This is a genomic window from Streptomyces sp. NPDC014734, assembly GCF_043083325.1.
Lineage (GTDB): Bacteria > Actinomycetota > Actinomycetes > Streptomycetales > Streptomycetaceae > Streptomyces.
Genome location: NZ_JBIBYN010000006.1, coordinates 138374 through 160066 on the forward strand (window position 1 = coordinate 138374; position 21693 = coordinate 160066).

The 21693-nt window shown below is 69.0% G+C and carries 29 protein-coding genes; 25 read left to right on the plus strand and 4 right to left on the minus strand.

The window, feature by feature from the left end:
* Window positions 1–90: 90 nt before the first annotated feature.
* From rplN to truA, 20 genes are all read left to right on the plus strand, one after another.
* Window positions 91–459: a 50S ribosomal protein L14 gene (rplN, locus tag ACF1CT_RS12665; protein ID WP_003966950.1), complete on the plus strand. Its 369-nt coding sequence runs from the start codon at window positions 91–93 to the stop codon at window positions 457–459.
* A gap of 2 nt (window positions 460–461) precedes the next feature.
* Entirely contained in the window at window positions 462–785 is a 324-nt protein-coding gene (gene rplX, locus ACF1CT_RS12670) for a 50S ribosomal protein L24 (RefSeq protein ID WP_073786786.1), read from the plus strand.
* On the plus strand, window positions 785–1342 hold the full coding sequence (rplE, locus tag ACF1CT_RS12675) for a 50S ribosomal protein L5 (protein ID WP_006126888.1): 558 nt from the start codon (window positions 785–787) through the stop codon (window positions 1340–1342). Before rplX ends, rplE begins: the two co-directional genes overlap by 1 nt.
* 2 nt (window positions 1343–1344) lie before the next feature.
* Complete coding sequence (locus ACF1CT_RS12680) at window positions 1345–1530, plus strand: type Z 30S ribosomal protein S14 (protein WP_003948630.1); 186 nt, start codon at window positions 1345–1347, stop codon at window positions 1528–1530.
* A 225-nt stretch (window positions 1531–1755) separates the two neighbouring features.
* Window positions 1756–2154: a 30S ribosomal protein S8 gene (rpsH, locus tag ACF1CT_RS12685; protein WP_005313538.1), complete on the plus strand. Its 399-nt coding sequence runs from the start codon at window positions 1756–1758 to the stop codon at window positions 2152–2154.
* A 21-nt stretch (window positions 2155–2175) separates the two neighbouring features.
* Complete coding sequence (rplF, locus tag ACF1CT_RS12690) at window positions 2176–2715, plus strand: 50S ribosomal protein L6 (RefSeq protein WP_376237306.1); 540 nt, start codon at window positions 2176–2178, stop codon at window positions 2713–2715.
* A gap of 2 nt (window positions 2716–2717) precedes the next feature.
* The gene (gene rplR / locus ACF1CT_RS12695; RefSeq protein WP_391783808.1) at window positions 2718–3101 is read left to right on the plus strand and encodes a 50S ribosomal protein L18; all 384 of its coding nucleotides are present in this window, start codon (window positions 2718–2720) and stop codon (window positions 3099–3101) included.
* 46 nt (window positions 3102–3147) lie between these two features.
* Complete coding sequence (gene rpsE / locus ACF1CT_RS12700) at window positions 3148–3753, plus strand: 30S ribosomal protein S5 (protein WP_030914151.1); 606 nt, start codon at window positions 3148–3150, stop codon at window positions 3751–3753.
* Window positions 3753–3935 carry a 50S ribosomal protein L30 gene (rpmD, locus tag ACF1CT_RS12705; protein WP_018550611.1) on the plus strand — a complete coding sequence of 61 codons (183 nt, stop codon included), beginning with the start codon at window positions 3753–3755 and terminating at the stop codon, window positions 3933–3935. The genes rpsE and rpmD overlap by 1 nt, the downstream gene beginning before the upstream one ends.
* A gap of 1 nt (window position 3936) precedes the next feature.
* Window positions 3937–4392, plus strand: a complete 456-nt coding sequence (gene rplO, locus ACF1CT_RS12710) for a 50S ribosomal protein L15 (protein ID WP_391783809.1) — start codon at window positions 3937–3939, stop codon at window positions 4390–4392.
* Between the two features lie 216 nt (window positions 4393–4608).
* Entirely contained in the window at window positions 4609–5928 is a 1320-nt protein-coding gene (gene secY / locus ACF1CT_RS12715; RefSeq protein ID WP_391783810.1) for a preprotein translocase subunit SecY, read from the plus strand.
* Window positions 5928–6584, plus strand: a complete 657-nt coding sequence (locus ACF1CT_RS12720; protein ID WP_391783811.1) for an adenylate kinase — start codon at window positions 5928–5930, stop codon at window positions 6582–6584. The genes secY and ACF1CT_RS12720 overlap by 1 nt, the downstream gene beginning before the upstream one ends.
* 139 nt (window positions 6585–6723) lie before the next feature.
* Window positions 6724–7560 (plus strand): type I methionyl aminopeptidase, encoded by an 837-nt coding sequence (map, locus tag ACF1CT_RS12725; RefSeq protein WP_391783812.1) that lies wholly within the window; start codon window positions 6724–6726, stop codon window positions 7558–7560.
* Window positions 7561–7868: 308 nt separating this feature from the next.
* Window positions 7869–8090: a translation initiation factor IF-1 gene (gene infA / locus ACF1CT_RS12730; protein WP_003956442.1), complete on the plus strand. Its 222-nt coding sequence runs from the start codon at window positions 7869–7871 to the stop codon at window positions 8088–8090.
* 60 nt (window positions 8091–8150) lie between these two features.
* Window positions 8151–8264 (plus strand): 50S ribosomal protein L36, encoded by a 114-nt coding sequence (gene rpmJ / locus ACF1CT_RS12735; RefSeq protein WP_003956441.1) that lies wholly within the window; start codon window positions 8151–8153, stop codon window positions 8262–8264.
* Window positions 8265–8460: 196 nt separating this feature from the next.
* Entirely contained in the window at window positions 8461–8841 is a 381-nt protein-coding gene (gene rpsM, locus ACF1CT_RS12740) for a 30S ribosomal protein S13 (protein ID WP_018519286.1), read from the plus strand.
* Window positions 8842–8945: 104 nt separating this feature from the next.
* On the plus strand, window positions 8946–9350 hold the full coding sequence (rpsK, locus tag ACF1CT_RS12745; RefSeq protein WP_003956432.1) for a 30S ribosomal protein S11: 405 nt from the start codon (window positions 8946–8948) through the stop codon (window positions 9348–9350).
* Between the two features lie 122 nt (window positions 9351–9472).
* The gene (locus ACF1CT_RS12750; RefSeq protein WP_073786804.1) at window positions 9473–10495 is read left to right on the plus strand and encodes a DNA-directed RNA polymerase subunit alpha; all 1023 of its coding nucleotides are present in this window, start codon (window positions 9473–9475) and stop codon (window positions 10493–10495) included.
* Window positions 10496–10686: 191 nt separating this feature from the next.
* Window positions 10687–11190 (plus strand): 50S ribosomal protein L17, encoded by a 504-nt coding sequence (rplQ, locus tag ACF1CT_RS12755; RefSeq protein WP_391783813.1) that lies wholly within the window; start codon window positions 10687–10689, stop codon window positions 11188–11190.
* Window positions 11191–11286: 96 nt separating this feature from the next.
* Window positions 11287–12141 (plus strand): tRNA pseudouridine(38-40) synthase TruA, encoded by an 855-nt coding sequence (gene truA / locus ACF1CT_RS12760; protein WP_391783814.1) that lies wholly within the window; start codon window positions 11287–11289, stop codon window positions 12139–12141.
* A 179-nt stretch (window positions 12142–12320) separates the two neighbouring features.
* Here the strand turns inward: truA and ACF1CT_RS12765 are convergent, their stop codons facing one another.
* Window positions 12321–13172, minus strand: coding sequence for a hypothetical protein (locus ACF1CT_RS12765; RefSeq protein ID WP_391783815.1), 852 nt, complete (start codon window positions 13170–13172; stop codon window positions 12321–12323).
* Window positions 13173–13238: 66 nt separating this feature from the next.
* Between ACF1CT_RS12765 and ACF1CT_RS12770 the strand changes: the two genes are divergently transcribed.
* The 4 genes from ACF1CT_RS12770 to glmM all read left to right on the plus strand — a co-directional run bounded on the left by ACF1CT_RS12770 (window position 13239) and on the right by glmM (window position 17844).
* Entirely contained in the window at window positions 13239–14858 is a 1620-nt protein-coding gene (locus tag ACF1CT_RS12770) for an ABC-F family ATP-binding cassette domain-containing protein (protein WP_391783816.1), read from the plus strand.
* Window positions 14859–15135: 277 nt separating this feature from the next.
* The gene (rplM, locus tag ACF1CT_RS12775) at window positions 15136–15579 is read left to right on the plus strand and encodes a 50S ribosomal protein L13 (protein WP_391783817.1); all 444 of its coding nucleotides are present in this window, start codon (window positions 15136–15138) and stop codon (window positions 15577–15579) included.
* Between the two features lie 44 nt (window positions 15580–15623).
* Window positions 15624–16142: a 30S ribosomal protein S9 gene (rpsI, locus tag ACF1CT_RS12780; RefSeq protein ID WP_391783818.1), complete on the plus strand. Its 519-nt coding sequence runs from the start codon at window positions 15624–15626 to the stop codon at window positions 16140–16142.
* Between the two features lie 343 nt (window positions 16143–16485).
* Entirely contained in the window at window positions 16486–17844 is a 1359-nt protein-coding gene (glmM, locus tag ACF1CT_RS12785; RefSeq protein WP_391783819.1) for a phosphoglucosamine mutase, read from the plus strand.
* Between the two features lie 229 nt (window positions 17845–18073).
* Here the strand turns inward: glmM and ACF1CT_RS12790 are convergent, their stop codons facing one another.
* The 3 genes from ACF1CT_RS12790 to ACF1CT_RS12800 are packed head-to-tail and all read right to left on the minus strand — an operon-like array spanning window position 18074 to window position 20845.
* A complete protein-coding gene (locus ACF1CT_RS12790; RefSeq protein WP_391783820.1) occupies window positions 18074–19033 on the minus strand; it encodes a DUF389 domain-containing protein in 960 nt (319 codons plus the stop codon).
* 46 nt (window positions 19034–19079) lie between these two features.
* Window positions 19080–20075, minus strand: a complete 996-nt coding sequence (gene coaA / locus ACF1CT_RS12795; RefSeq protein WP_391783821.1) for a type I pantothenate kinase — start codon at window positions 20073–20075, stop codon at window positions 19080–19082.
* Window positions 20072–20845, minus strand: coding sequence for a sensor histidine kinase (locus ACF1CT_RS12800; protein ID WP_391783822.1), 774 nt, complete (start codon window positions 20843–20845; stop codon window positions 20072–20074). Before ACF1CT_RS12800 ends, coaA begins: the two co-directional genes overlap by 4 nt.
* A 196-nt stretch (window positions 20846–21041) precedes the next feature.
* Here ACF1CT_RS12800 and ACF1CT_RS12805 point away from each other — a divergent pair, with 196 nt between their 5' ends.
* Window positions 21042–21650, plus strand: coding sequence for a DNA-binding response regulator (locus tag ACF1CT_RS12805; RefSeq protein WP_391783823.1), 609 nt, complete (start codon window positions 21042–21044; stop codon window positions 21648–21650).
* Window positions 21651–21693 lie beyond the last annotated feature (43 nt).

Here is a 21693-nt window from a genome sequence, read left to right on the forward strand (position 1 = left end):
CCCTCAGGCAAGTTCCGCCAGGCTCGGCGGGGACCGCTCCGGACACGGGGCGGCCCCCGCCGGGAACCGGCAGACGATCAGGAGATAGACGTGATCCAGCAGGAGTCGCGACTTCGCGTCGCCGACAACACGGGTGCGAAGGAAATCCTCACCATCCGTGTTCTCGGTGGTTCGGGTCGCCGCTACGCGGGCATCGGTGACGTCATCGTCGCCACCGTCAAGGACGCGATCCCCGGTGGCAACGTGAAGAAGGGTGACGTCGTCAAGGCCGTCATCGTTCGCACCGTCAAGGAGCGTCGCCGTCAGGATGGCTCGTACATCCGTTTCGACGAGAACGCCGCCGTCATTCTGAAGAACGACGGTGACCCCCGCGGCACCCGCATCTTCGGCCCGGTGGGCCGGGAACTGCGCGAGAAGAAGTTCATGAAGATCATCTCGCTCGCGCCGGAGGTGCTGTAAGCATGAAGATCAAGAAGGGCGACCTGGTTCAGGTCATCACCGGTAAGGACAAGGGCAAGCAGGGCAAGGTCATCGTGGCCTACCCCGCCCAGGACCGCGTCCTCGTCGAGGGTGTCAACCGGGTCAAGAAGCACACCAAGGCCGGTCAGACGGCTCGCGGTTCGCAGACCGGCGGCATCGTCACCACCGAGGCCCCGATTCACGTCAGCAACGTGCAGCTGGTTGTGGAGAAGGACGGCAAGAAGGTCGTCACTCGCGTCGGATACCGCTTCGACGACGAGGGCAACAAGATCCGCGTTGCCAAGCGGACCGGTGAGGACATCTGATGACTGCCACCACTGCGCCGCGTCTCAAGACGCGCTACCGCGAGGAAATCGCCGGCAAGCTGCGTGAGGAGTTCTCGTACGAGAACGTCATGCAGGTTCCCGGCCTGGTCAAGATCGTGGTCAACATGGGTGTGGGCGACGCCGCCCGCGACTCCAAGCTGATCGACGGCGCCGTGCGCGACCTCACCACGATCACCGGCCAGAAGCCGGCCGTCACCAAGGCCCGCAAGTCCATCGCGCAGTTCAAGCTGCGCGAGGGTCAGCCGATCGGCTGCCACGTCACCCTCCGCGGTGACCGGATGTGGGAGTTCCTGGACCGTACGCTGTCGCTCGCGCTGCCGCGTATCCGTGACTTCCGTGGCCTGTCGCCGAAGCAGTTCGACGGCCGTGGCAACTACACCTTCGGTCTCACGGAGCAGGTCATGTTCCACGAGATCGACCAGGACAAGATCGACCGGGTCCGGGGCATGGACATCACCGTGGTCACCACGGCGACCAATGACGACGAGGGTCGTGCCCTCCTTCGTCACCTCGGCTTCCCGTTCAAGGAGAACTGACCGTGGCGAAGAAGGCTCTGATCGCTAAGGCCGCCCGCAAGCCGAAGTTCGGCGTCCGCGGGTACACCCGCTGCCAGCGCTGCGGCCGGCCCCACTCCGTCTACCGCAAGTTCGGCCTGTGCCGCGTGTGCCTTCGTGAGATGGCTCACCGTGGCGAGCTGCCGGGCGTGACCAAGAGCTCCTGGTAATTCTCCTCCGCCCCTTGGGCGTTGGGAATCGCACAGAAGCTCTCGGTAAGCATCTGGTCGGCGGGAGCCCCGCCTCGCATGCCGTAGGCTTGCGGGGTTGGGCGCCTGCCGTCCACGACCGACTTACTACGCCGTAGGTCCCCGCACCGCACCCGTCCCGCCTCTGAGCGGGGAGAGGGATGGCGCATACAGGAAACCCCGGCGAGAGAGGCCGAAGGCCAATTCATGACCATGACTGATCCCATCGCAGACATGCTCACGCGTCTGCGCAACGCGAACTCGGCATACCACGACTCCGTCGTGATGCCGCACAGCAAGATCAAGTCGCACATCGCGGAGATCCTCCAGCAGGAGGGCTTCATCACCGGCTGGAAGGTCGAGGACGCCGAGGTCGGCAAGAACCTCGTCCTGGAGCTGAAGTTCGGCCCGAACCGCGAGCGTTCGATCGCCGGCATCAAGCGCATCTCGAAGCCGGGTCTGCGTGTCTACGCAAAGTCCACCAACCTGCCGAAGGTCCTCGGCGGCCTGGGCGTGGCGATCATCTCCACGTCCCACGGTCTCCTGACCGGCCAGCAGGCGCAGAAGAAGGGCGTAGGTGGGGAAGTCCTCGCCTACGTCTGGTAGTCGGGAACGGAGGAAAAGCTCATGTCGCGAATCGGCAAGCTCCCCATCCAGGTTCCCGCCGGTGTGGACGTCACCATCGACGGTCGCACGGTCGCGGTGAAGGGTCCCAAGGGCACCCTCACGCACACCGTCGCGTCGCCGATCGAGGTCACCAAGGGTGAGGACGGCGTCCTGAACGTCACCCGCCCGAACGACGAGCGTCAGAACAAGGCCCTTCACGGCCTGTCCCGCACGCTGGTGGCGAACATGATCACCGGTGTGACCCAGGGATACACCAAGGCGCTCGAGATCAGCGGTGTCGGTTACCGCGTCCAGGCGAAGGGCTCCAACCTGGAGTTCGCCCTGGGCTACAGCCACCCGATCACCGTCGAGGCGCCGGAAGGCATCACCTTCAAGGTCGAGTCCCCGACCAAGCTGTCTGTCGAGGGCATCGACAAGCAGAAGGTCGGCGAAGTGGCTGCCAACATCCGCAAGCTGCGGAAGCCCGACCCGTACAAGGCGAAGGGCGTCAAGTACGCCGGCGAGGTCATCCGCCGCAAGGTCGGAAAGGCTGGTAAGTAGCCATGGCATACGGCGTGAAGATCGCCAAGGGCGACGCCTACAAGCGTGCCGCCCGCAAGCGTCGCCACATCCGTGTCCGCAAGCACGTCTCCGGTTCGGCCGAGCGTCCCCGCTTGGTCGTGACGCGGTCCAACCGCCACATCGTCGCCCAGGTCATCGACGACATCGCGGGCCACACGGTCGCGTCGGCGTCGACCCTGGACGTCTCGATCCGTGGCGGCGAGTCCGACAAGAGCACCCAGGCCAAGCAGGTCGGCGCACTGGTCGCCGAGCGCGCCAAGGCCGCAGGCGTCGAGGCCGTCGTGTTTGACCGCGGTGGCAACCAGTACGCCGGGCGGATTGCCGCTCTGGCTGACGCCGCCCGTGAAGCCGGTCTGAAGTTCTGAGCCCGGTTCCTACGCACAGCGGACGTAACAGAGAGAGGTAAATCCAATGGCTGGACCCCAGCGCCGCGGAAGCGGTGCCGGTGGCGGCGAGCGGCGGGACCGGAAGGGCCGTGACGGCGGCGCAGCTGCCGCCGAGAAGACCGCGTACGTCGAGCGCGTCGTCGCGATCAACCGTGTCGCCAAGGTTGTGAAGGGTGGTCGTCGCTTCAGCTTCACCGCGCTGGTCGTGGTGGGCGACGGTGACGGCACCGTCGGTGTCGGCTACGGCAAGGCCAAGGAAGTTCCCGCGGCCATCGCCAAGGGCGTGGAAGAGGCCAAGAAGAACTTCTTCAAGGTCCCGCGCATCCAGGGCACCATCCCCCACCCGATCCAGGGCGAGAAGGCTGCGGGCGTCGTCCTGCTCAAGCCGGCTTCCCCCGGTACCGGTGTGATCGCCGGTGGCCCGGTGCGCGCCGTTCTGGAGTGCGCCGGCGTTCACGACATCCTGTCGAAGTCGCTCGGCTCCGACAACGCGATCAACATCGTGCACGCGACCGTGGCGGCCCTCAAGGGCCTGCAGCGTCCCGAGGAGATCGCGGCCCGCCGCGGTCTGCCGCTTGAGGACGTCGCCCCCGCGGCTCTGCTCCGTGCGCGTGCCGGGGCGGGTGCGTAATGGCTCGCCTCAAGATCACGCAGACGAAGTCGTACATCGGCAGCAAGCAGAACCACCGTGACACGCTGCGTTCGCTCGGGCTCAAGCGCCTGCACGACGTGGTCGTCAAGGAGGACCGCCCCGAGTTCCGCGGAATGGTGCACACCGTCCGCCACCTCGTGACGGTCGAGGAGGTCGACTGACATGGCGGAGAACAAGCCGCTGAAGGCCCATGACCTCCGGCCCGCCCCGGGCGCCAAGACCGCCAAGACCCGTGTGGGTCGTGGTGAGGCGTCCAAGGGTAAGACCGCCGGTCGTGGTACCAAGGGCACCAAGGCCCGTTACCAGGTTCCGGAGCGCTTCGAGGGTGGGCAGATGCCCCTCCACATGCGTCTCCCGAAGCTCAAGGGCTTCAAGAACCCGTTCCGCACCGAGTACCAGGTCGTGAACCTGGACAAGCTCGCGACCCTCTACCCCGAGGGTGGCGAGGTCACCGTGGCCGACCTGGTCGCCAAGGGTGCCGTGCGCAACAACCACCTCGTCAAGGTCCTCGGACAGGGCGAGATCTCCGTGGCGCTGCAGGTGACGGTCGACGCCGTCTCCGGCTCCGCCAAGGAGAAGATCACCGCCGCCGGCGGTACCGTCACCGAGCTCGTCTGAGACGACTCGATGGCCTGAACATCCGACCGGGGATGCCTCTCATATGGGGCATCCCCGGTTGGTCGTTCCTAGGGGGGCATGGTCGCCGGTAAGGTGGCGTGCGTTGTTGTGTGGTAACCCCTGGGCGCCCGCCCGGGGAACCATTGATTTGTTACGTATTCGTCGAACCTCAAGACCGTCACCTCTTCGCATTGCGCGGGGGTCGCAGGAGGCACCGTGCTCACCGCGTTCGCCCGGGCGTTCAAGACGCCCGACCTGCGCAAGAAGCTGCTCTTCACGCTCGGCATCATCGTGATCTACCGGCTCGGGGCACATATCCCGGTACCGGGAGTGAGTTACGAGAACGTCCAGATGTGTGTTGATCAGGCCAGTAAGGGCAACAACAGCCTTTTCGGTCTGGTCAACATGTTCAGCGGTGGTGCACTGCTGCAGATCACGATCTTCGCGCTCGGCATCATGCCGTACATCACGGCCAGTATCATCCTTCAGCTGCTGACCGTGGTGATTCCCCGACTTGAGGCGCTCAAGAAGGAGGGGCAGTCCGGTCAGGCGAAGATCACGCAGTACACGCGTTATCTGACCGTCGCGCTCGCCATCCTCCAGGGCACCGGCCTGGTGGCCACCGCCACCAGTGGCGCACTGTTCAGCGGCTGCCCGGTCGCCGACCAGATCGTGCCGAACCAGTCGATCTTCACCACCATCGTCATGGTCATCACCATGACCGCGGGCACCGCGGCCGTGATGTGGCTCGGTGAGCTCATCACCGACCGCGGCATCGGCAACGGCATGTCGATCCTGATGTTCATCTCGATCGCCGCCAGCTTCCCGGGTGCCCTGTGGACCATCAAGACCAGCGGCAAGCTGGCCGACGGGTGGATCGAGTTCGGCACCGTCATCCTGATCGGCTTCGTGATGGTGGGCCTCGTCGTCTTCGTCGAGCAGGCCCAGCGCCGCATCCCGGTGCAGTACGCGAAGCGCATGATCGGCCGCAGGTCGTACGGCGGTACGTCGACGTACATTCCGCTGAAGGTGAATCAGGCGGGTGTGATCCCCGTCATCTTCGCTTCTTCGCTGCTCTACATTCCCGCCCTGATCGTCCAGTTCTCCAACTCCAACGCGGGCTGGGCGACCTGGATCCGGGACAACTTCGTCAAGGGCGACCACCCCTACTACATCACCGCGTACTTCCTCCTGATCGTCTTCTTCGCCTTCTTCTATGTGGCGATTTCGTTCAACCCCGAGGAAGTCGCCGACAACATGAAGAAGTATGGTGGGTTCATCCCGGGTATCCGGGCTGGTCGACCTACTGCCGAGTATCTGAGCTACGTGCTCAACAGGATCACTTGGCCGGGCTCGCTGTATCTGGGCCTGATCGCTCTGGTGCCGACGATGGCGTTGGCAGGCTTCGGTGGTGCGAACCAGAACTTCCCGTTCGGCGGGACGAGCATCCTGATCATCGTGGGTGTGGGTCTGGAGACCGTGAAGCAGATCGAGAGTCAGCTCCAGCAGCGCAATTACGAAGGGTTCCTCCGCTGATGCGAATCGTCCTCGTCGGACCGCCCGGTGCCGGCAAGGGAACGCAGGCCGCGTACCTTGCCAAGAATCTGTCGATTCCGCAGATCTCCACGGGCGATCTCTTCCGGGCCAACATGAGCCAGGGCACCGAGCTCGGCAAGAAGGCCCGCGCCTACATGGACGCGGGACAGTTGGTACCGGACGAGGTCACGATCGGGATGGCCAAGGACCGCATGTCCCAGCCGGACGCCGCGAACGGCTTCCTGCTGGACGGCTTCCCGCGCAACGTGGGTCAGGCCGAGGCCCTCGACGCCATGCTGAAGGACGAGGGCACGAAGCTGGACGCCGTCCTGGACCTGGAGGTCCCCGAGGACGAGGTGGTCAAGCGCATCGCCGGTCGCCGGATCTGCCGGAAGGACGGCGCGCATGTCTTCCACGTGACGTACAACCCGCCGAAGGAAGAGGGCGTCTGCGACGTCTGCGGCGGCGAGCTGTACCAGCGCGACGACGACGGCGAGGACACGGTGCGCACCCGGCTGGAGGTCTACCACACGCAGACCGAGCCGATCATCGACTACTACCGGGCGCAGAACCTGGTGGTCACCATCTCCGCGCTCGGCAAGGTCACCGACGTGACCGAGCGGGCGATGGAGGCCCTGAAGTCCGGCAAGGACTGACGGACCACACCCGCAGTACTCGTACAGTCGGCCGCGGCGCCCAGGGGCGTCGCGGCCGACTGTTTGCGCCGTATGGTTGAGTACGGCGCACCCGTCACCCTTCGATCGTCCCCCCATCGATGCAGAGAGGCGCCGCACCATGGTGCAGATCAAGACCCCGGAGCAGATCGCCAAGATGCGTGAGGCGGGCCTGGTGGTCGCTGCCATTCACGAGGCCACCCGGGAGGCGGCGGTTCCCGGCGCCACCACGGCGGACCTGGACCGGGTCGCGCGCAAGGTGATCGCCGACCACGGGGCCAAGTCGAACTTCCTCGGGTACGGCGGGTTCCCCGCGACCATCTGCACCTCGGTCAACGAGGTCGTCGTCCACGGCATCCCGGACGACAAGACCGTCCTCAAGGACGGCGACATCATCTCCATCGACGCCGGCGCGATCGTCGACGGCTGGCACGGCGACGCCGCGTACACGGCCTTCGTGGGCACCGGGCACGCTCCGGAGCTGATCGAGCTCTCCCGGGTGACCGAGGAGTCCATGTGGGCCGGGATCGCCGCGATGAAGGTGAACAACCGCCTCGTCGACATCTCGAAGGCGATCGAGTCCTACATCCGCCGCCAGCCCCGCCCCGCCACCGGCAAGTACGGGATCATCGAGGACTACGGCGGGCACGGCATCGGCACCGAGATGCACATGGACCCGCACCTGCTGAACTATGTCGCCCGCAAGCGCGGCAAGGGCATCAAGCTGGTCCCCGGCGTCTGCCTCGCCATCGAGCCGATGGTGTCGCTCGGCACGGCACGGACCGAGGTGCTCCAGGACGACTGGACCGTGATCACCACGGACGGCACCTGGTCCTCGCACTGGGAGCACTCGATCGCCCTCACCGAGCAGGGCCCCCTGGTCCTGACCGCCCCCGACTGCGGCCGGGCGAAGCTCGCGCAGTACGGGATCGAGGCGGCTCCGGACCCGCTGGGCTGAGCGGGGGACCGGCGGGCGGAGCCCGGCGCGGCTGCCCGAAGCCTGTGAGGCGCCCCGGCGCCGAGCCCGCGAGGGGCGGCGTGGGGGGAGGGGCCGGGATCGAGGCGGTGCCGGACCCGCCGGGCCGGGCGGGCCCCTTCCCGGCGCGGTGCAGGTCTAAGGATCTACTCCGCTGGGCAAACTTGACGGATTCGTCTTTTGGGGTCCGCTGACGTAGACTGACGCGTCGGCTCTCGTGCATCCGTGTGTCCACATTTCCACACGGGGCGCCGGAAGCCGATCAAGGTAGCCGATTCGAAAGGCGAAGCGTGGCCAAGAAGCAAGGTGCCATCGAAATTGAGGGCACCGTGATCGAGTCCCTCCCGAACGCCATGTTCAAGGTGGAACTCCAGAACGGTCACAAGGTCCTCGCGCACATCAGCGGCAAGATGCGGATGCACTACATCCGTATCCTTCCGGATGACCGGGTCGTGGTGGAGCTCTCTCCGTACGACCTGACGCGTGGCCGGATCGTCTACCGCTACAAGTAGATCTTGCCCGCACCGCGCTCCGTCGCGGTGATGGCACTGACCCGGAGAACCTGACATCCCATGAAGGTCAAGCCGAGCGTCAAGAAGATCTGCGACAAGTGCAAGGTGATCCGCCGTCACGGCCGGGTCATGGTCATCTGCGACAACCTGCGCCACAAGCAGCGCCAGGGCTGACGCACGACCCCCTGCATCTCGCAGCACTTCGCGCGACGCACGTAACAACGTACATACGCAGAGTCCGTCCACGCTTCGGCTGACGACACCTCCGGCGGGGGCCGGGGACCCGGACGTACCACCTCTCGGGAACGAGGGGTCGGCGGTCGGGAGCGGCACTGCGGAAGACCCCCGACATGACAACTGGAGCCATTGAATGGCACGCGTTTCAGGTGTTGACATCCCGCGCGAAAAGCGCGTGGAGGTTGCCCTCACCTACGTCTTCGGCATCGGGCGCACCCGGTCCAAGGAGATTCTCGCCACCACTGGTGTGAACCCCAACACCCGCGTTCGCGACCTGGCCGAAGAGGACCTGGTCAAGATCCGCGAGTACGTGGACGCCAACCTCCGCACCGAGGGTGACCTCCGCCGCGAGATCCAGGCCGACATCCGCCGCAAGGTCGAGATCGGCTGCTACCAGGGTCTGCGTCACCGCCGCGGCCTGCCGGTCCACGGCCAGCGCACCAGCACGAACGCTCGTACCCGCAAGGGCCCGCGTCGCGCGATCGCCGGCAAGAAGAAGCCGGGCAAGAAGTAGTCCTCAGCGGACGCACTGCGGACGTCCGGACCACCGGAACCCGCAGCAACCAGCGGTCTTCGCTGTAGGACCGATCACCTCCCCTCTCCATCTGGAGTCAAGACATGCCCCCCAAGGGACGTCAGGGCGCAGCCAAGAAGGTGCGTCGCAAGGAAAAGAAGAACGTCGCTCACGGCCACGCGCACATCAAGAGCACGTTCAACAACACGATCGTCTCGATCACGGACCCCTCGGGCAACGTGATCTCCTGGGCCTCCGCCGGCCACGTCGGCTTCAAGGGCTCGCGCAAGTCCACCCCGTTCGCCGCGCAGATGGCCGCCGAGTCGGCCGCCCGTCGCGCGCAGGAGCACGGCATGCGCAAGGTCGACGTCTTCGTGAAGGGTCCGGGCTCCGGCCGCGAGACCGCGATCCGTTCGCTCCAGGCCACCGGCCTGGAGGTCGGCTCGATCCAGGACGTCACCCCCACCCCGCACAACGGATGCCGGCCGCCCAAGCGCCGTCGCGTCTGATCGTCTGCGCGGAGCAGTAACGCGGGTCCGGGCGGTACCCCCTTCTCGGGGCGTACCGCCCGTACCCTTGTCAGTACCTGGGGGCGTCAAATAGTGGGCGCCCACGACTGAAGGAACGCACCATGCTTATCGCTCAGCGTCCGTCGCTGACCGAAGAGGTCGTCGACGAGTTCCGCTCCCGGTTCGTGATCGAGCCGCTGGAGCCGGGCTTCGGCTACACCCTCGGCAACTCCCTCCGCCGTACCCTCCTCTCCTCGATCCCCGGTGCCGCCGTCACCAGCATCCGGATCGACGGTGTCCTGCACGAGTTCACCACCGTGCCGGGCGTCAAGGAGGACGTCACCGACCTCATCCTCAACATCAAGCAGCTCGTCGTCTCCTCGGAGCACGACGAGCCGGTCGTGATGTACCTGCGCAAGCAGGGTCCCGGCCTGGTGACCGCTGCCGACATCGCCCCGCCGGCCGGCGTCGAGGTCCACAACCCGGACCTGGTCCTGGCCACGCTGAACGGCAAGGGCAAGCTGGAGATGGAGCTGACCGTCGAGCGCGGTCGCGGCTACGTCTCCGCCGTCCAGAACAAGCAGGTGGGCCAGGAGATCGGCCGTATCCCGGTCGACTCCATCTACTCGCCGGTGCTCAAGGTCACGTACAAGGTCGAGGCGACCCGTGTCGAGCAGCGCACCGACTTCGACAAGCTGATCGTCGACGTCGAGACCAAGCAGGCCATGCGGCCGCGTGACGCCATGGCGTCGGCGGGCAAGACCCTGGTCGAGCTGTTCGGCCTGGCGCGCGAGCTCAACATCGACGCCGAGGGCATCGACATGGGCCCGTCCCCGACGGACGCCGCGCTCGCCGCCGATCTGGCGCTGCCGATCGAGGAGCTGGAGCTCACGGTCCGCTCCTACAACTGCCTCAAGCGCGAGGGCATCCACTCCGTGGGCGAGCTCGTCGCCCGCTCCGAGGCCGACCTGCTCGACATCCGCAACTTCGGTGCGAAGTCGATCGACGAGGTCAAGGCGAAGCTGGCCGGCATGGGCCTGGCGCTCAAGGACAGCCCGCCCGGATTCGACCCGACCGCCGCCGCCGACGCCTTCGGCGCCGACGACGACGCGGACGCCGGTTTCGCGGAGACCGAGCAGTACTGATCCGCCTCCGGCCGGGGCGTCCGGGATTCCTTCCGGGCGCCCCGGACCGGGGTGAGGCTCCGGCCTCGCACGCCGGACGGGCCCGATCACGATCGCGGCCCGTCGGCTCTTGATCTTCCGCGCGGTGTCCGCCGCGCGGGAACTGACACCGGTACCTGATACGGCCGGTGCAGCACACAAGGAGAAGAACCATGCCGAAGCCCACCAAGGGTGCCCGTCTGGGCGGCAGCGCCGCGCACGAGAAGCTGCTTCTGAACAACCTCGCGAAGGCGCTGTTCGAGCACGGCCGCATCACCACGACCGAGGCCAAGGCCCGTCGCCTGCGTCCGGTCGCCGAGCGCTTCATCACCAAGGCGAAGAAGGGCGACATCCACAACCGTCGCCTGGTGCTGCAGTCGATCACGGACAAGGGCATCGTCCACACGCTCTTCACCGAGATCGCCCCGCGGTACGAGAACCGCCCCGGTGGTTACACCCGCATCACCAAGATCGGCAACCGTCGTGGCGACAACGCCCCGATGGCCGTGATCGAGCTGGTCGAGGCGCTGACCGTGGCCCAGCAGGCCACCGGTGAGGCCGAGGCCGCCACGAAGCGTGCGGTCAAGGAGGACGCCCTCAAGAAGGACGCCGCCGAGACCGAGGTCGTCGAGGACGCGAAGCCGGCCGACGCCGACGCCGAGTCCAAGGACGCCTGAGAGCCCGTAGGGCTCTGAGCGTTCCGAGACCGACGGACGGGCCCGCACCACCCTTCGGGGCGGTGCGGGCCCGTTCTGCTTTGAGAGGATGCGCGGGTGAGTGACGAGGTGGAGGCCGGGTCCGTGCGGCTGCGGCTGGACCTGGCGTACGACGGCAAGGAATTCTCCGGCTGGGCCAAGCAGACCGGCCGGCGGACCGTCCAGGGTGAGATCGAGGACGCGCTGCGGACCGTCACCCGGTCCTCGCGGACGTACGACCTGACCGTGGCGGGGCGGACGGACGCCGGGGTGCACGCCCGGGGGCAGGTCGCCCATGTCGACCTGCCGGACGAGGTGTGGGCCGAGCACGGGGACAAGCTGCTGCGCCGGATGGCCGGGCGGATGGCGCCCGACGCGCGGATCTGGCGGATCGCCGAGGCGCCGGCGGGGTTCAACGCCCGGTTCTCGGCCCTGTGGAGGCGCTACGCGTACCGGGTGTCCGACCGGCCCGGCGGGGTCGATCCGCTGCTGCGCGGTCATGTCCTGTGGCACGACCGGCCGTTGGACGTCGACGCCATGAACGAGGCCGCGGCGCGGATGACCGGGGAGCACGATTTCGCGGCGTACTGCAAGAAGCGTGAGGGCGCCACGACCATCCGTACGCTGCAGAAGCTGAGCTGGGTGCGTGACGAGGCGTCGGGAGTCCTGACGGCGACCGTGCAGGCCGACGCGTTCTGCCACAACATGGTGCGGGCGCTGATCGGCGCCGCGCTGTTCGTGGGGGACGGGCGCCGTTCCCCGGAGTGGCCCGCCAGGGTGCTGGCGGCACGGGTGCGCAACCCCGGGGTGCACGTGGTGCGTCCGCACGGCCTGACGCTGGAGGAAGTCGCCTACCCCGCAGATGAGTTGCTGGCCGCCCGGGCCGTCGAGGCACGGAACGTCAGATCGCTGCCGGGCGAGGGCTGCTGCTGAGAGTCTGCCGGGTGTCCTTCGGCCGGAAGGCGGACAGGGCGCGCTGTGTGCGATTCCCGGGCGCCGGGACGGCCCGGCAGTGGAGCTGCTCGGTCGTTCCGGCGACGCCGGAAGCGTGCGTGCCGGGACGTGGCCGCCCGGTCGGAGGTCACCCGGCGGGCTCCGGACCGCCGGCCCCGTCAGCCGGTCCCGGCGGTGGCCGCCGCGGACGCCTGGAGCTCGCCCCGGTGGCGGATCTGACGGAACGTGAAGTTCGTCAGGTCGTCTCCGGCGGCGTAGGCGTTCTTGTCGGAGGCGGTGACGCTCTTGCCGTCGGTGTGGCCGGTGATCGCGAAGTAGGCATACCGGCCGTAGGAGTTGGCGGTGCGGCGGCAGACCGATCCGGGCTGGCAGAACGCCGGTACGCCGTCGCCGCTCAGCGGGGCGATGCTGCCGGAGGCCTGCTGGGCCGTCCGCTTGGCCAGGGCCTCGGTCCGGAAGACCGCGACGCCCACGGTGACGGCGATGCCGTCCTTGCTGTAGGTGGCGCGGACGACCTGTTCGCAGTCGTTGCCGGTGAGGACGGAGCCGAGGGCGCCCTTGGTGGTGGCGGCGCAGCTCCTCGTCTGCTGGGTGGCTCCCTTGACGTAGACACGGTCGCCCATGGTCAGCTTCTTGCCGGGGAAGAACGCGTCGACGGTGATCGGCGCCCTGTCCTTCTTGGCGTCGGAAACGAATTCCTTCGGGTCCGGCGGGGGCGGCGGGGCCACCGAGGAGAAGGACGGCTCGGGCTCGGCGGTCTCGTCGGGCAGATCGGCAGGTGCCGGGAGTTTGCCCGCGTTCTTGCCGGAGCCGGCGGGGTCCTTCCCGCCGGTCGTGACGACCGCGGTGGCGACGATCGCGCCGACCGCCGCGGTGGCGAGCACGCCGCCACCGATCAGCAACCACTTCTTGCGGCGGTTGCGCGCGGCGGACTGATCGGCCAGCGCCGCCCAGTCCGGAGTCTGTGCGTCTCCGGGCCCCCACGAGGGCCCCCCTTGCCCGAAGCTCATGCCGCGATCCTAGACGCAACGCAAATCGGTTGGGCCAGGACTTCGCGGGCCGTGACAATGCTCGGTATGGGACATCTCGAAGCAGGCCATCTTGAGTACTACCTACCGGACGGGCGGGTGCTGCTCGGCGATGCTTCGTTCCGGGTGGCGGACGGGGCCGTGGTCGCCCTCGTGGGGGCCAACGGCGCGGGCAAGACCACGCTGCTGAAACTGCTCTCCGGCGATCTCCAGCCGCACGGCGGTTCCGTGTCGGTGAGCGGGGGGCTGGGGGTGATGCCGCAGTTCGTGGGCTCGGTGCGGGACGAGCGCACCGTGCGCGACCTGCTGGTGTCCGTGGCCCAGCCACGGATCAGGGAGGCGGCGAGGGCGGTCGACGTGGCCGAGGAGCGCATCCTCACCGTCGACGACGAGGCCGCGCAGATGGCGTACGCACAGGCCCTGAGCGACTGGGCGGAGGCCCGCGGCTACGAGGCCGAGACGGTCTGGGACATGTGCACCACGGCCGCGCTCGGCGTCCCGTACGAGAAGGCGCAGTGGCGCGAGGTGCGCACGCTGTCCGGCGGGGAGCAGAAGCGGCTGGTGCTGGAGGCGCTGCTGCGCGGGCCGGACGAGGTGCTGCTGCTCGACGAGCCGGACAACTACCTCGACGTCCCCGGCAAGCGGTGGCTGGAGGACCGGCTGAAGGAGACCCGCAAGACGGTCCTCTTCGTCTCCCACGACCGGGAGCTGCTGTCCCGGGCCGCCGAGAAGATCGTCAGCGTGGAGCCCAGCCCGGCGGGCAGCGACGTCTGGGTGCACGGCGGCGGCTTCGACACGTATCACGAGGCCCGGCGGGACCGGTTCGCCCGGTTCGAGGAGCTGCTGCGCCGCTGGGAGGAGGAGCACGCCCGGCTGAAGGCGCTGGTCCTGCGGCTGCGGCAGCAGGCGGCGAACAGTCCGGACATGGCGTCGCGCTACCGGGCCATGCAGACCCGCTTCAAGAAGTTCGAGGACGCGGGACCGCCGCCGGAGCCGCCGCGCGAGCAGGACATCCGGATGCGGCTGCGCGGCGGCCGGACCGGGGTGCGGGCGGTGACCTGCCAGGGGCTGGAGCTGACCGGACTGATGAAACCGTTCGACCTGGAGGTCTTCTACGGGGAACGGGTCGCGGTCCTCGGTTCGAACGGGTCGGGCAAGTCACACTTCCTGCGGCTGCTCGCGGGCGAGCCGGTGGCGCACACCGGCACCTGGAAGCTCGGGGCGCGGGTGGTGCCCGGCCACTTCGCGCAGACCCACGCGCATCCGGAGCTGCTGGGCCACACGCTCGTCGAGATCCTCTGGACGCAGCACGCCAAGGACCGGGGCGGGGCGATGTCGGTGCTGCGCCGCTACGAGCTGGAGCGGCAGGGCGACCAGCCGTTCGAGAAGCTGTCCGGCGGGCAGCAGGCGCGGTTCCAGATCCTCCTGCTGGAGCTCGCCGGTACGACCGCGCTGCTGCTGGACGAGCCGACGGACAACCTGGACCTGGAGTCGGCCGAGGCCCTCCAGGACGGTCTTGAGGTGTACGAGGGGACGGTGCTGGCGGTCACGCACGACCGGTGGTTCGCGAAGTCCTTCGACCGGTATCTGGTGTTCGGCTCGGACGGTGTGGTGCGGGAGTCGAAGGAGCCGGTGTGGGACGAGCGGAGGGTGGAACGGGCGCGCTGACCGCGGGTGGGGCGACCGCCGCGCCCCTCTCCGCCGGGGGCGGTGCGACGGGGCGCGGGGGGCGATTTTGACCCGCGCGGGGGAGCGAAGGTAGGCTTCTGGTTTGTTATGCGTATTGGCTTGGTCGTTCTCACGCGAGGGGCCCTTACGCCGGTCCACCGGGCCGATGACCAGCGGCAGGCACTCGGGTTGCGTCCCCGTAGTTCCGCCAGGGCTGGTGTGATCGTCCGGGTGGCCTTGTCAGGACTCACTCACTGAAGAAGCGAAGGCTACGACCGTGCGTACGTACAGCCCCAAGCCCGGCGATGTGACGCGCCAGTGGCACATCATCGACGCGCAGGACATCGTCCTGGGCCGTCTGGCCACCACGGCTGCGAACCTCCTCCGCGGCAAGCACAAGGCGACTTACGCCCCCCACATGGACATGGGCGACTTCGTCATCATCATCAACGCCGACAAGGTTCACCTGTCCGGCAACAAGAAGACCCAGAAGATGGCGTACCGCCACTCCGGGTTCCCGGGTGGTCTGCGCTCCGTCCGTTACGACGAGCTGCTCGCCAAGAGCCCCGAGAAGGCCGTCGAGAAGGCCATCAAGGGCATGATCCCCAAGAACACCCTGGGCCGCCAGATGCTCTCGAAGCTCAAGGTCTACGCGGGCGACCAGCACCCGCACGCTGCTCAGCAGCCGGTCCCGTTCGAGATCACCCAGGTCGCGCAGTAGTTCCGGCCTCCCCCCAAGACCAAAAGAAAGATCTGAGGAGAATCGTGGCCGAGACCACTGTTGAGAACCCGGTCGAGGGCGAAGAGGTTTTCGCCGAGGTGACCACCTTCGAGTCGGAGGTTCCCGTCGAGGGCGAGTACACCAGCGAGTCGCTGGCGTCCCGCTTCGGCGACCCGCAGCCCGCCGCCGGCCTCGGCCGTCGGAAGAACGCCATTGCCCGCGTCCGGATCGTTCCGGGCACCGGCAAGTGGAAGATCAACGGTCGCACCCTTGAGGACTACTTCCCCAACAAGGTGCACCAGCAGGAAGTCAACGAGCCCTTCAAGGTGCTTGAGCTCGACAACCGCTACGACGTCATCGCCCGCATCTCGGGTGGCGGCGTCTCGGGTCAGGCCGGCGCCCTGCGTCTCGGTGTGGCCCGTGCGCTGAACGAGGCCGACGTCGACAACAACCGTCCGGCGCTGAAGAAGGCCGGCTTCCTCTCCCGCGACGACCGTGCGGTCGAGCGCAAGAAGGCCGGTCTCAAGAAGGCCCGCAAGGCCCCGCAGTACAGCAAGCGCTAAACCGCCTGCTCACCTGCTTTACACGTTCGCCCCGGCGGCACACTCGTGCTTGCCGGGGCGTTCGTCTATCGACACCCCTGGGCGTATAACGGCATAAGACGTTCATACGCTTGACCGTGTCGAGGTGGCTGGGCGTGCGGGTCCCTCGCGGGGCCCGGATTCGCGCGCGTGCGTGCGCGGCCCGTGCCCGGGTGCGCGGTCGTTCGGGTACGCGGCCGTCGGGCGTCGCCCCGGCCGGGATTCCGGTGCCCGGTGTGCCGGACGTGCCGGGGACGGCTGTATTGCTTTGGTTTGTTCTGTCTTGGTTTGTATTGCGGTTTCGGAGCATCTTCGGAGGACACCAGTGGGACGACTCTTCGGCACGGACGGTGTGCGCGGTGTCGCCAACGCGGACCTGACGGCCGAGCTCGCGCTCGGTCTGTCGGTCGCTGCGGCGCATGTGCTCGCCGAGGCGGGCACCTTCGAGGGGCATCGGCCGACCGCCGTGGTGGGGCGTGACCCACGCGCGTCCGGGGAGTTCCTGGAGGCCGCCGTCGTCGCCGGGCTCGCCAGCGCGGGCGTCGACGTGCTGCGGGTCGGGGTCCTGCCGACCCCCGCGGTGGCCCATCTCACCGGTACGCTCGGCGCCGACCTCGGCGTGATGCTCTCCGCCAGTCACAACGCCATGCCGGACAACGGCGTCAAGTTCTTCGCCCGCGGCGGGCAGAAGCTCGCCGACGAGCTGGAGGACCGGATCGAGACCGTCTACGAGCAGCACCGCACCGGGGCGCCGTGGGCGCGGCCGACCGGTGCCGGGGTGGGCCGGGTCACCGACTACACCGAGGGCTTCGACCGGTACGTGGGCCACCTCGTCGGCGTCCTCCCGAACCGGCTCGACGGGCTGAAGGTCGTCCTCGACGAGGCGCACGGCGCGGCCTCCGGGGTCTCGCCCGCGGCCTTCGCGCGGGCCGGTGCCGAGGTCGTCACGATCGGTGCCGACCCGGACGGCCTGAACATCAACGACGGCTGCGGCTCCACCCACCTGGAGCTGCTGAAGGCCGCCGTCGTCGAGCACGGCGCCGACCTCGGCATCGCGCACGACGGCGACGCCGACCGCTGCCTCGCCGTGGACGGGTCGGGCGAGGAGGTCGACGGCGACCAGATCCTCGCCGTGCTCGCCCTCGCCCTGCGCGAGGCCGGGCGGCTGCGCAAGGACACCGTGGTCGGCACGGTCATGTCCAACCTCGGCTTCAAGATCGCCATGGAGCGGGAGGGCATCGAACTCGTCCAGACCGCCGTCGGCGACCGCTACGTGCTGGAGTCGATGAAGGCCGAGGGCTACGCGCTGGGCGGCGAGCAGTCCGGGCACGTCATCGTCCTGGACCACGCCACCACCGGCGACGGCACCCTGACCGGTCTGCTGCTGGCGGCCCGGGTCGCCGCCACCGGCCGCACCCTGGCCGATCTGGCCGGGGTCATGCGGCGGCTGCCGCAGCTCCTGATCAACGTCCCCGACGTGGACAAGTCCCGCGTCGGCACCTCGCCGGAGATCGCCGCCGCCGTCGCCGAGGCGGAGCGCGAACTCGGCTCCACCGGCCGTGTGCTGCTGCGCCAGTCGGGCACCGAGCCGCTGGTGCGGGTCATGGTCGAGGCGGCCGACATCGAGCAGGCCCGGGCGGTCGCCGAACGGCTCGCCGACGTGGTGAAGTCGGCGCTCGGCTGAGAGCCTGTCGGGCGACCTCTGACCGGGCGGCCACGTCCTGGCACGCACGCTTCCGGCGTTGCCGGAACGACCGAGTGGCTCCGCTACTGGGCCCTTCCGGCGCCTGGGAATCGCACGCACCATGCCCCGTCCGCCTTCCGGCCGGAGATCACCCGACAGCCCCTGACCGTTCCCGTGCGATCCCGTGCGCCCCGTCGCAGGCCCGGCGGCGCGCGGGGCGGCCGGGGCGCTACCGGCCGCCGGAGGGGTGCCCGGTGCGGCCCGCCCGGCGGCGTCGCACCGCCCACAGGTACTTCTGCAGCAGCAGCGTCGCCGTCCCCGCGACCACGATCCCGCCGAGGTTCGCCAGCAGCTGGGCCGTCGAACCCCACATCTGGCTGTACTCGCCGTAGCTGAACGCCACCGCGGCGTTCGCCGCGGCGGGAACCGTCGTCACCGAGATGGCGACGCCGATCAGCGCGCCGGACTTCGCCGAGGTGAGCGAGAGCGTCCCGGCGATCCCGGCAAGGAACGCCACCACGAACGACAGCGGGTCCGGCTTCCAGATGAACGACGTGTTGGGCCGGTCGGCCTCGATCATCTCGTAGCTGAACTGGCCGAGCGCGTCCAGCAGCCAGGCGAACCCGGCCGTCAGCACCATCGCGAGCAGGAAGCCGCCGATCAGCGCCTGCAGCGAGCGCAGCGCGAGGCGCGGGGCGCGCTGCACCAGCGCCGTGGAGATCCCGGCCAGCGGCCCGAACTCCGGGCCGACCGCCATCGCGCCCACGATCAGGATCGCGTTGTCGAGCATCACGCCGACGGCGGCGAGCATCGTCGCGACGGCGAGGAACGACACGTACGTCACGCTGAACGTCGACTCCTCGCTGGTGGCCTCCGTCAGCTCCTCCCACAGCACCGCGTCCGCGCTGTCGCCGGGCGCCTCCTCCTCGGCCCGCTCGGCTCTGGCCGACAGCACGAGGTCGAGGTTCTCCACGCCGATCGAGCCCTGCTCGTCGATCCCGAGTCCGCGCAGCGCGCCGATCAGTTCGTCGCCCGCCTCGCGCGCCACGTCGCACATCACCACGTCGCCGACCGGGTCGCGGGCGACCCCGGGCATCACCACGAGGTGCGTCGTACCGACGGTGCCCTCCACCAGGCGCACCACCTCGTCCGTACGGGCGGCCGGGACGATCAGGCGCAGGTGCAGCACGCGACGGGCTCCTCGGGGAGTGCGGGCGGCGGGGATCCGCGGTGGGTCAGAGCTTGCGCAGGGAGAGCCGCTGGACCTTGTGGTCCGCCCCCTTGCGCAGCACCAGGGTGGCACGGCCCCGGGTGGGTGCGACGTTCTCCACGAGGTTCGGGCGGTTGATGGTCCGCCACATCGTGGCCGCGTACTCCAGGGCCTCCTCCTCGGAGACCCGGGTGTACTTGCGGAAGTACGAGCACGGGTCCCGGAACGCCGTCTCGCGCAGCTTCCGGAACCGGTTGAGGTACCAGCTCTCGATGTCCTCGGTCCGCGCGTCGACGTACACGCTGAAATCGAAGTAGTCGGCGAGCCCGACCCTGGTGCGGCCGTCCTTGCCGGGCAGTGCCGGCTGGAGCACGTTCAGGCCCTCGACGATCAGGATGTCGGGGCGGCGCACGACGAGCCGCTCGTCCGGCACGATGTCGTAGATCAGGTGCGAGTAGACGGGAGCCGTCACCTCCTCCTTGCCCGCCTTGATGTCGGCGACGAACCGGGTCAGCGCCCGCCGGTCGTACGACTCGGGGAACCCCTTGCGCGACATCAGCCCGCGCGCCCTCAGCTCCTTCATCGGCAGCAGGAACCCGTCCGTGGTGACGCGTTCCACCCGGGGGTGCTCGGGCCAGCGGGCCAGCAGGGCCTGGAGGATGCGGGCGCTGGTGGACTTGCCGACCGCGACACTGCCCGCGACCCCTATGACGAACGGGGTGCCGCGCTGGGCGCCCTGCCCGTTGCCCGCGTCACCGAGAAAGGTGTTCAGCGCGCCGCGCAGCCCGGACGTGGCCTGGACGTAGAGGTTGAGCAGCCGGGAGAGCGGCAGGTAGACGTCCCGCACCTCGTCGAGGTCGATGACGTCCCCGAGCCCGCGCAGCCGCTCCACCTCGTCGGCGGTCAGCGGCAGCGGGGTCCTGTCGCGCAGGGCGCTCCATTCGGCGCGGGAGAGATCGACGTACGGGGTCGCCGCGTGGTCGGCGCGTCGCTGGGTGCTCCGTGGCGGCGAAGAGATCACGGGTTCATTGTCGCGGGAGTGCGGGCGGAGTGGGGGGTGGGCTCGGTCACGTGGGGGACGCATGCGCGGGAGCCGGGCGTGTCCGCCGTCGGCAGCGGAAAGCGGGCCTCCAGGGTGTGGTGGCCCGGCCGTCCGGCGCCGTGGGTGAGGTGCCCGCCGACCGCGGCGACCCGTTCGGCGAGGCTGCGCAGGCCGATCCCCGGGGCCGGTCCGGCGGCCCGGCGGGCACGTACGCCGTCGTTGCTGACGGTGAGCCGGACCGACGCGGTGCCGGTCCGGACCAGCAGCGAGCAGGAACGGGCCTCACTGTGCCGCAGGACGTTGGCCGTCGCCTCGCGCACCACCGCGGCGAGGACCGTCTGGAGCGGTGCGGGCAGCGCCGCGCGCCCCAGGACGACTTCGGTCCGCACGCCCGCGGACTCCAGCAGGGTGCGGGCGGACTCGATCTCGGTGTCCAGGGAAAGGCAGTGGTAGCCGTGCGCCACCGTCCGCACCTCGCCGAGGAGCCGGCGCATGCCCCGGAGCGCCTCGGCCAACTGGTCGTGGGCGGTGTCCGGACTGCTGTCCAGGAGCCGGTTCGCCAGTTCGCACTGGAGGATGACCGCCGACAGCCCCGGTCCGACCAGGTCGTGCAGGTCGCGGGCGAAGCGGACCCGTTCCGCCACGACGATCCGGCGCCGTTCGGCGGCGGGAAGTGCGGCGTCCGCGCGCGGCGGCGAGGACGGTACGGCCGTGGGGTGTGCGGGTGCGGGTGCGGGCGGTGCGGGCATGGGGGGTGCGGGTGTGGGCGGTGCGGTCAGAGGCTGTGGCACGGCGTCCCCCGGTCTGCTGTCGTCGACTGCTCCTGCTGGTCGCAGAGCTTCGCCGGGAGCGCTATCACCGGGCTATACGGCCCGGCCGGGCGTGCTCCGTTCCCTGGTACACAGAACGGCGACCGACCGGCCGAGCGGGAGACAGGGGGACCGCATGCAGCGGATCGTGCTGGCCGAGGACATGCACGTGATACGGGTGGCGCTCGCCGCGCTGCTGGACCTGGAGCCGGATCTGGAGGTGGTGGCCCAGGTGGGCAGCGGCAGCGAGGTGGTGCCCGCCGTGATCCGTACCGGCGCCGACACCGCCGTGCTCGACATCGGCATGCCGGGGATGGACGGGATCACCGCCGCCGCCCGGCTGCGGGAGCAGGTGCCGGACTGCCGGACGCTGATCCTCACCGGCATGCCGCGTCCCGGCCAGTTGTGGCGGGCCCTGGAGGCCCAGGTCGGCGGGTTCCTGCCGAAGGACTCCTCGCCCGAGGAACTCACCGGAGCGGTCCGCAAGGTCGGGGCGGGGCGGCGCATCATCGACCCCGAACTCGCCATGGCCGCCTGGGAGATCGGGGACAACCCGCTCACGCCGCGGGAGGTCGAGGTGCTCGACCGGGTCGCCGGGGGCGCGGAGGCCGCCCAGATCGCCGCCGTCACGAACCTGTCGGTGGGCACGGTGCGCAACTACCTGACGACGATCGTGAACAAGCTCGGCGCCCGCAACCGTGTCGACGCGCTGCGGATCGCCCGGGAGAACGGCTGGCTGGCCTGAGAGCCTGTCGGGTGGCCTTCCACCGGGCGGCCCCGGCCGCAGG